This window comes from Kitasatospora sp. NPDC048407 (assembly GCF_043200475.1).
Lineage (GTDB): Bacteria > Actinomycetota > Actinomycetes > Streptomycetales > Streptomycetaceae > Kitasatospora.
Window position 1 is genome coordinate 49407 of record NZ_JBICXW010000012.1, and the last position, 6804, is coordinate 56210.

Sequence of the window (6804 nt, forward strand, 5' to 3'; positions counted from 1 at the left end):
GGGCCCCGTCTCACCGTGTGACCCGGCTACTCACTGGTAGTTCACCTGTTTGCCCGTCGGCGGCGGGCTCCGGGCGGCGCGAACTGCTGGGCGCACGCCCGGAGCGGACGAATCGTCAGACCGACGAAGGGTCTATACCACCGCCGGGCCGGAGCCGGCCGGACCGCGCCGTCACAGCGCCAGCACCTGGCCGGGCATGATCACATCGGGGTCGGCGCCGATCAGTTCGCGGTTCGCCCGGAACAGCTGCTCCCAGCCGCCGGACACGTTCCGCGCGGCGGCGATCCCGGACAGCGTGTCGCCCTCCTGCACGGTGTAGTTCCCGGTGCCGGACTGCGTCGGCGCGTCGGCCGGGGCGCTCTGCTTCGAACTCTTCGACTGCTGCTGCGACTTCGGCGCCTGCTGCGACTTCGCCTGCTTCTGCTCGGGCGCCGCCGCGCGCTGCTGCGAGCGGGAGGCGGTGTCCTCGGAGCTGTCGCCGTCGCGGGACAGGCCGGCCTTGATCGAGCAGGACGGCCAGGCGCCGGGCCCCTGGGAGGCGAGCACCCGCTCGGCCACCGCGATCTGCTCGGAGCGGGTGGCCTGGTCGGCGCGGGCGGCGTAGTCGCCGCCGCCGTAGGCGCGCCAGGTGGAGGAGGAGAACTGCAGGCCGCCGTAGTACCCGTTTCCGGTGTTGATGCTCCAGTCCCCGCCACTCTCGCACTGGGCCACGCGGTCCCAGGTGTCGGCGGGTGCGGCTGCCGCTCCGGTGGCGGAGAGCAGGGGCAGGGCCAGGCCCACGGAGGCGACGCCGGCAGCGGCGACGACCTTCTCGGCCTTGGTGCTACGGCGGTGACGTCCAGTACCGGTGAACAGCATGGGACTTCCTCTCCGCACGCCTACGAGGTGAGCTGTCGGGTTCGGACCGGGAGGCTGGCCCGGCCGCCGGGAGGTCCGGACGCGGTTGCGTCCGTTCCCCGGCGGCTTCACCCCAAGCCGTTGGGAGTACGGCGTTCACACCTGGTTCCCCCGCTCCTGTCCGAATCCTGGTCGGTGTCCCGAGGGTGCGGCGGACAGGACTCGGCGTGCCGCGCTCGGGGCCCGCAGCTGCGGGCAAATCGGAGAGTAAGCAGAGCTGACGAGCAATCACAAGCTCATATCACCGGTATCACGTCGAAATTACGGACCTTCACCTCTCGTGCACAAACCGTCCATGTATGTCCGTATTCGCCCGAGGTGGGGGCGCACCCGCGCCCCCACCGGGCTCACGGACGGTGACGTGCGGGGGCGGGGCGAGGGCGGCGCGGCGGCGGTCGAAACCGGGTCAGCGGGGCGTGAAGGAGACCGGGAGTTCGCGCAGTCCGCGCATGATCAGCCCACCCCGCCAACGGAGTTCGGCCGGATCGGCGGCCAACTGGAGGTCCGGCAGCCGTGTCAGCAGTGTGCCGATCGCGCGCTGCCCTTCGAGCCGGGCCAGCGGCGCACCGATGCAGTAGTGGATGCCGTGTCCGAAACCGAGGTGCGGATTGTCCGTCCGGGCCAGGTCCAGGGTGTTCTCGTCGGAGAACCGGTCCGGGTCGCGGTCCGCCGCGGCCAGCACCACCAGCACCGGGTCGCCCGCCGGGATGTCCACCCCGCCGATGCTCAGTGGCCGGGTGGCGAACCGCCAGGTCGCCAGCTCCACCGGCCCGTCGTAGCGCAGGAGTTCCTCGATGCCGGTCTCCAACAGGCCCGACTCCCCGCGCGCCAGCGACTCTTGGAGCAGGGTGCGCTGAACGGGGTTGCGGAGCAGGGCAAATGCCCCATTGCCGATCAAATTAATGGTCGTCTCGAACCCCGCAAACAACAAGATGAAGGCCATCGCCGCGGCCTCGTTCTCGCTCAGGTGCTCGCCGTGGTCGCTGGCCCGGATCAGGCCGGAGATCAGGTCGTCGCCGAGGTCGGCGCGCTTGCGGTGGATCAGGTCGGCCAGGTAGCCGCGGATCTGCTTGACCGCGCGGCCCACTCCCCCGCGCTTGCCACCGGTATGGCGGATCATCATGCCGGCCCAGTCGCGCAGGTCGTCCTGGTCCTCGGGCGGGACGCCGAGCAGGTCGCAGATCGCGTAGATCGGCAGCGGGAAGGCGAACTCGTGGATCAGATCGACCTCGCCGCGCTCCGCGAAGGAGTCGATCAGGCGGTCGGTGAGCTGCTGCACCCGCGGTTCGAACTCGGCGACCCGGCGCGGTGTGAACGCCTTCGACACCAGGCGGCGCAGCCGGGTGTGGTCCGGCGGGTCGATGTTCAGCAGATGGGTCATCAGGTCGGCCTGCCGCTCGCCCGGGATGCCCACCCGGCCGGTGCGGTGCGCCTGTTCGCTGTGGTGCGCCGGGTTCTTGGAGAGCCGGGAGTCGGCCAGCGCCTGCCGGGCGTCCGCGTACCGGGTGACCAGCCAGGCATCCACCCCGCTCGGCAGCGTGGTGCGGTGCACCGGGGCGTTCTCCCGCAGCCAGGCGTACGCCGGATACGGATCGGCCGCGAACTCCCAGGTGAAGAGTTGCGGGTGGGTGGCGTGGGGCTGATCTGGCATGTCTTGACCGTATCTGGAACCGCCGTCGCGTGAGTCTGGTCACCTGGCGGGTAATTGCTGTTGCGGAGAGTCGGGGCGAGCCTACGATCCTCCGCAAGAACCACAGTGGGCGGCGTGCGGACCGCCCGCGGTTCGCTCTGAAAGGGGAGCAGGCCATGCGAGTAGCCGGTGCAGTGGTGGTCATCGCGGTGCTCGACGGAGGCGAGGGGGCCGACCTGGCCCGCCGGTTCTCCGCCGCCGGCGCCGCCGGCCTGCTCATCGCCGATCTTCGCCCCAACGTCGCCGAGGACCTGGCCGCCGAACTCGACCGTCCCGGCTGCCCGGTGGTCGGGGTGTCCGGTGACATCCACCACCCCGCGGACATCGCCGCGCTGGTCGACACCGCCGCCAAGCACCTCGGGCCGATCGACCTGTTCGCGGTCGCCGGCCCGGACGGCGAGCGGGTCGTCCAGCTCGCCGAACTGTCGGGCCACCTCGACCCGCTGGCCGAGGTGCTGGCCCTGGTCGGCGAGGCGATCGGCGAGGTCGTGCCGGCCCAGCGCCGCCGCCCGGTCTCGGACGTCCCGCTGGCGAGCTGACCCGTCAGTCGTCCTCGGACAGTCCCTCGGCGGCCCGTACCGCCCGGCGGTAGCGCCGGGCCGCCGCCCGCAGTGCGGCGTCCACGTCCACGCCCTGGTCGTAGCCGCGCTGTGCGACCGCCAGCAGCAGTTCCCCCGCCGTCTCGGCGGTGAGTTCGGCGGGCAGTTCGTACGGCGCGTCCGGCACTCCGGTGAACCGCGCCCGGCGCACCCGGGAGACCAGTTTCGCCGCGTACGCCAGCGCGGGCAGGCCCGCCGGGACGCCGTCCAGCACCGATTCGCGCTGCTTCTCCGCGGCCTTCAGCTGCTCCCAGTTGGCCTCCGTCTCGGCGGAGTCCCGGACGCTGACGTCGGCGAACACGTGCGGGTGGCGATACATCAGCTTCTCGACGATGTCGCCCGCCACATCGTCGATGGAGAACGGGTCCTCGGCGTCCTCCTCGGCGATCCGGGAGTGGAAGAACACCTGGAGCAGCACGTCGCCGAGTTCCTCGCGGAGGGTCGGACGGTCATCCTCCTCGATCGCCTCGACCAGTTCGAAGGCCTCCTCGACCAGGTACTTCACCAGGCTCCGGTGGGTCTGCTCGGCGTCCCACGGGCAGCCGCCGGGCGAGCGCAGGCGGTCCATCACCGAGACCAGGTCCAGCAGGCGGGCGCCCGGCAGGTCGTACGAGCCCGGCAGCACCTCGATCTCCGGGTGCTCGCCGGCCTCCTCCACCGCGATCCGGGCCAGTGCGTCGGTCAGCCCCGGGTCGCCGTCCGGGCTCTCCAGCCACACCGCGGGGGCCAGCGCGAGCAACTGCCGGGCCAGCGCCGGGGCGGAGCCCCGTTCGATCAGCCGGGGCTCGACGCCGGCGGCGCGCAGCGCGGGCAGCTGCGGGTGGTCGGCGACGCCGGCCAGCACCACGGGCGCCGAACGGAGGGCCTCCCAGGCCGGCCAGCCGAGCAGGCCCGGGGCGACGCGGTGGGTGGTGGTGAGCAGGATCAGCTTCGGAGTGTCCACGCCACCGAACCTACAACGACCGCGTGCGGGGCGGACCAGCGGTTTTCCTGCGCGGACGGTCACGCCGCGGGTTGCAGCATCAGCTGTCGGGTGACGGACAGCAGGTCGGCGGGCGTCAGCTCGGCCAGCAGCGAACCGGCGTGCTCGATCAGCGCGGCGGCCGCCTCGGTGAGCGCGGCGTCGTCCAGCGGGCGCCCCGCCAAGGGGAGGCTGTCGGCGAGCAGGCTCTGCGCGACGGTGTACAGGTTGGCGCTGGCCGCCTCGCGGATCGTCAGCGACAGGTGCGTGGAGGGCGCGCCGTCCTCGGCGCGGGCACGGTGGGCGAAGCCACGCGGCACGTACAGCACCTCGCCCGGCTGCAGGACGGTCTCCAGCAGCACCTCGCCCGGGTCGCCGTCCTCCCGCTCCGGCACCCAGTTGCCGTCGGCGGGCCCGCCGTGCACCCACCAGCGCTTGGCCCCGGAGATCTGCACCACCAGCACGTCCGCGTCGTCGCGGTGCACCGGGCGGCCCTGGGTGCCGGGCGGGGTCAGGAAGTAGAACGCCTCGACCTGCCGGCCGATCTCGGCGGCCAGACCGCGGGCCAGCTCGCGCACCCCGTCGTGCCACTGGTCGACGTAGCGCAGCAGCAGCGTCGCCTGCTCGTCCCGGATCAGCGCCCGCACCGCCGCGCCGTCGGCGTACCCCCCGACCACCTCGCCGAGCACCACCCGCGGCGGGCAGAACCGCTCGACGGGCAGGTGGGCGTCGCGCTGCACCAGGCCCAGGTACGGCACCTTCAGCAGGCCGTGGTCGAGCAGCCGGTCGAGTTCGGCGGCGGGCAGCACGTCCACCGGCGGGCGCTCGGGGCGCAGCACGGCCGGGGCGGTGCGCCACAGCTGGGTACGGAACTGCTCCTCGTCCGCGACGAAGCGGCTCAGCCAGGTCTCGGTCATGGTCGGGTCTCCTCTGGTGCGGGCTGGGTCGGACGGCGGGTTCAGGCGGTGGGACGGTTGCTGTACGCGACGCGGCGGGCGGCGGACACCAGCTCGGCCGGGTCGGCGGCGGCCAGCCGGGTGCGCAGGTGGTCGAGCAGCTGCTCGCCGGCCGCCAGCAGGTCGTCCTCGTCGCGGGGGCGGGCGGGCAGTTCGAGGCCCTCGGTGAGCAGGGCGCGCAGCTGAGTGCGCAGGTGGACGGTGCAGGCCTCGCGCAGCGCGATCGTCAGGTGCAGCGACGGCCCGTCCTCGGTGGCGCGGGCGGTGTGGGCGTAGCCGTTGGGGACGTACAGCACCTCGCCCGGGTGGACGACGGTGTCCAGCAGGCACGGGCCCGGGTTGTCCTCACGGACCGGCTGCCAGTTCGGATCGGTCGGCCCGCCGTACACCTGCCAGTGCTTGTGGCCGCTCAGCTGGATGACCAGGATGTCGCCCTCGTCGCGGTGCACCGGCCCGTGCCGACCGGGCTGCGAGTAGAACATGAACGCCTCGGTGAGCCGGCCGAGACTCTCGGACAGGCCGGTGGTCAGAGCGCGCACCCCCGGGTGCCAGTGGTTGAGGTAGCGCAGCTGGAGCGTGGCGTTGCGGTCCCGGATCAGCGCCCGCACCAGCTCCGGGTCGAGGCACCCCTCCAGCCTCCGGCCGGCGATCACCCGCGGCGGGCAGTACTCCTCCTGCGGCACCGTGCCCTCGACGGTGAACAGCCCCGCGTAGGGGTCGCGCAGCGTGCCCTCGTCGATCAGCTCGAACAGGCTCTCCACCGTGAGCACTTCGGTGGGCGGGTCTGCGGGGCGGAGCACCACCGGCCCCTGGCGCCAGTGCTTGCGCAGGAAGGTCTCGGTGTCGTCGACGCAGCGGTCAAGCCAGTCCATGGCGGCGTTCCTCTCCGAATTCACGGGGGGGTCAGGGGGTGTTGGAGGTGTTGAGGCGGGTCGGACGCGGGGCGCCGGCGGCGGCGAGGCCGCCGGCGCCCCCGGGCGTGGATCGGTGGATCAGATGACGTCCGGGTAGCACGCGCCGCAGCCGTCGGTGGTCGCGTGACCCGCGCTCACGGACGGCGCGGTCGCGGCCTGAGCCGAAACGGCCGGCGCGAACACCGCACCACCGACAGCGGCGGCAACCGCCACCGACAGCGCGGCCTGACGGGCCAGCGCGGCGAACTTCGAAGCGGACTCGGTGCTCTGAACACCCATGACAGGACTCCTAATTGATCGGTTCGGGGACGACGGGAGAGAGGTGGATCAGATGACGTCGGGGTAGCACTCACCACAACCGTCGGTGGTCGCGTGACCCGCGCTCACGGACGGCGCGGTCGCGGCCTGCGCCGAAACGGCCGGCGCGAACACCGCACCACCCACAGCGGCGGCAACCGCCACCGACAGCGCGGCCTGACGGGCCAGCGCGGCGAACTTCGAAGCGGACTCAGTGCTCTGAACACCCATGACAGGACTCCTAATTGATCGGTTCGGGATGGCGGGAGAGAGGTGGATCAGATGACGTCGGGGTAGCACTCACCACAACCGTCGGTGGTAGCGTGACCGGCGCTCACGGACGGCGCGGTCGCGGCCTGAGCCGACACGGCCGGCGCGAACACCGCACCACCGACAGCGGCGGCAACCGCCACCGACAGCGCGGCCTGACGGGCCAGCGCGGCGAACTTCGAAGCGGACTCGGTGCTCTGAACACCCATGACAGGACTCC

The 6804-nt window shown here is 72.4% G+C and carries 9 protein-coding genes and 1 riboswitch; of the genes, 1 reads left to right on the plus strand and 8 read right to left on the minus strand.

The features are described 5' to 3' along the window. Positions 1–171: 171 nt before the first annotated feature. Positions 172–858 carry a transglycosylase family protein gene (locus tag ACGFWJ_RS22095; RefSeq protein WP_392952127.1) on the minus strand — a complete coding sequence of 229 codons (687 nt, stop codon included), beginning with the start codon at positions 856–858 and terminating at the stop codon, positions 172–174. 3 nt (positions 859–861) lie between these two features. Next, positions 862–1061, minus strand: a riboswitch (cyclic di-AMP (ydaO/yuaA leader). Between the two features lie 242 nt (positions 1062–1303). Then, positions 1304–2548, minus strand: a complete 1245-nt coding sequence (locus ACGFWJ_RS22100; protein ID WP_392952130.1) for a cytochrome P450 — start codon at positions 2546–2548, stop codon at positions 1304–1306. Positions 2549–2703: 155 nt separating this feature from the next. Here ACGFWJ_RS22100 and ACGFWJ_RS22105 point away from each other — a divergent pair, with 155 nt between their 5' ends. Next, positions 2704–3126, plus strand: a complete 423-nt coding sequence (locus ACGFWJ_RS22105) for an SDR family NAD(P)-dependent oxidoreductase (protein WP_392952133.1) — start codon at positions 2704–2706, stop codon at positions 3124–3126. 4 nt (positions 3127–3130) lie between these two features. On the opposite strand, the gene ACGFWJ_RS22110 is transcribed toward ACGFWJ_RS22105, so the two are convergent. The 6 genes from ACGFWJ_RS22110 to ACGFWJ_RS22135 form a co-directional block, all read right to left on the minus strand. Next, positions 3131–4129: a MazG family protein gene (locus ACGFWJ_RS22110; protein ID WP_387637997.1), complete on the minus strand. Its 999-nt coding sequence runs from the start codon at positions 4127–4129 to the stop codon at positions 3131–3133. Positions 4130–4188: 59 nt separating this feature from the next. Continuing rightward, positions 4189–5064 (minus strand): JmjC domain-containing protein, encoded by an 876-nt coding sequence (locus ACGFWJ_RS22115; RefSeq protein WP_387637999.1) that lies wholly within the window; start codon positions 5062–5064, stop codon positions 4189–4191. A gap of 41 nt (positions 5065–5105) precedes the next feature. Then, positions 5106–5975, minus strand: a complete 870-nt coding sequence (locus ACGFWJ_RS22120; protein WP_392952138.1) for a JmjC domain-containing protein — start codon at positions 5973–5975, stop codon at positions 5106–5108. A gap of 120 nt (positions 5976–6095) precedes the next feature. Further along, positions 6096–6296 (minus strand): hypothetical protein, encoded by a 201-nt coding sequence (locus tag ACGFWJ_RS22125; protein ID WP_387638004.1) that lies wholly within the window; start codon positions 6294–6296, stop codon positions 6096–6098. Positions 6297–6344: 48 nt separating this feature from the next. Beyond that, complete coding sequence (locus ACGFWJ_RS22130; RefSeq protein WP_380479762.1) at positions 6345–6545, minus strand: hypothetical protein; 201 nt, start codon at positions 6543–6545, stop codon at positions 6345–6347. Between the two features lie 47 nt (positions 6546–6592). Further along, the gene (locus ACGFWJ_RS22135; RefSeq protein ID WP_380479762.1) at positions 6593–6793 is read right to left on the minus strand and encodes a hypothetical protein; all 201 of its coding nucleotides are present in this window, start codon (positions 6791–6793) and stop codon (positions 6593–6595) included. Between the last annotated feature and the right edge of the window lie 11 nt (positions 6794–6804).

Coding starts and splice junctions, on each gene's coding strand:
- ACGFWJ_RS22095 (WP_392952127.1), bottom strand. CDS start 858: ATGCTGTTCACCGGTACTGGACGTCACCGCCGTAGCACCAAGGCCGAG.
- ACGFWJ_RS22100 (WP_392952130.1), bottom strand. CDS start 2,548: ATGCCAGATCAGCCCCACGCCACCCACCCGCAACTCTTCACCTGGGAG.
- ACGFWJ_RS22105 (WP_392952133.1), top strand. CDS start 2,704: ATGCGAGTAGCCGGTGCAGTGGTGGTCATCGCGGTGCTCGACGGAGGC.
- ACGFWJ_RS22115 (WP_387637999.1), bottom strand. CDS start 5,064: ATGACCGAGACCTGGCTGAGCCGCTTCGTCGCGGACGAGGAGCAGTTC.
- ACGFWJ_RS22120 (WP_392952138.1), bottom strand. CDS start 5,975: ATGGACTGGCTTGACCGCTGCGTCGACGACACCGAGACCTTCCTGCGC.
- ACGFWJ_RS22125 (WP_387638004.1), bottom strand. CDS start 6,296: ATGGGTGTTCAGAGCACCGAGTCCGCTTCGAAGTTCGCCGCGCTGGCC.
- ACGFWJ_RS22130 (WP_380479762.1), bottom strand. CDS start 6,545: ATGGGTGTTCAGAGCACTGAGTCCGCTTCGAAGTTCGCCGCGCTGGCC.
- ACGFWJ_RS22135 (WP_380479762.1), bottom strand. CDS start 6,793: ATGGGTGTTCAGAGCACCGAGTCCGCTTCGAAGTTCGCCGCGCTGGCC.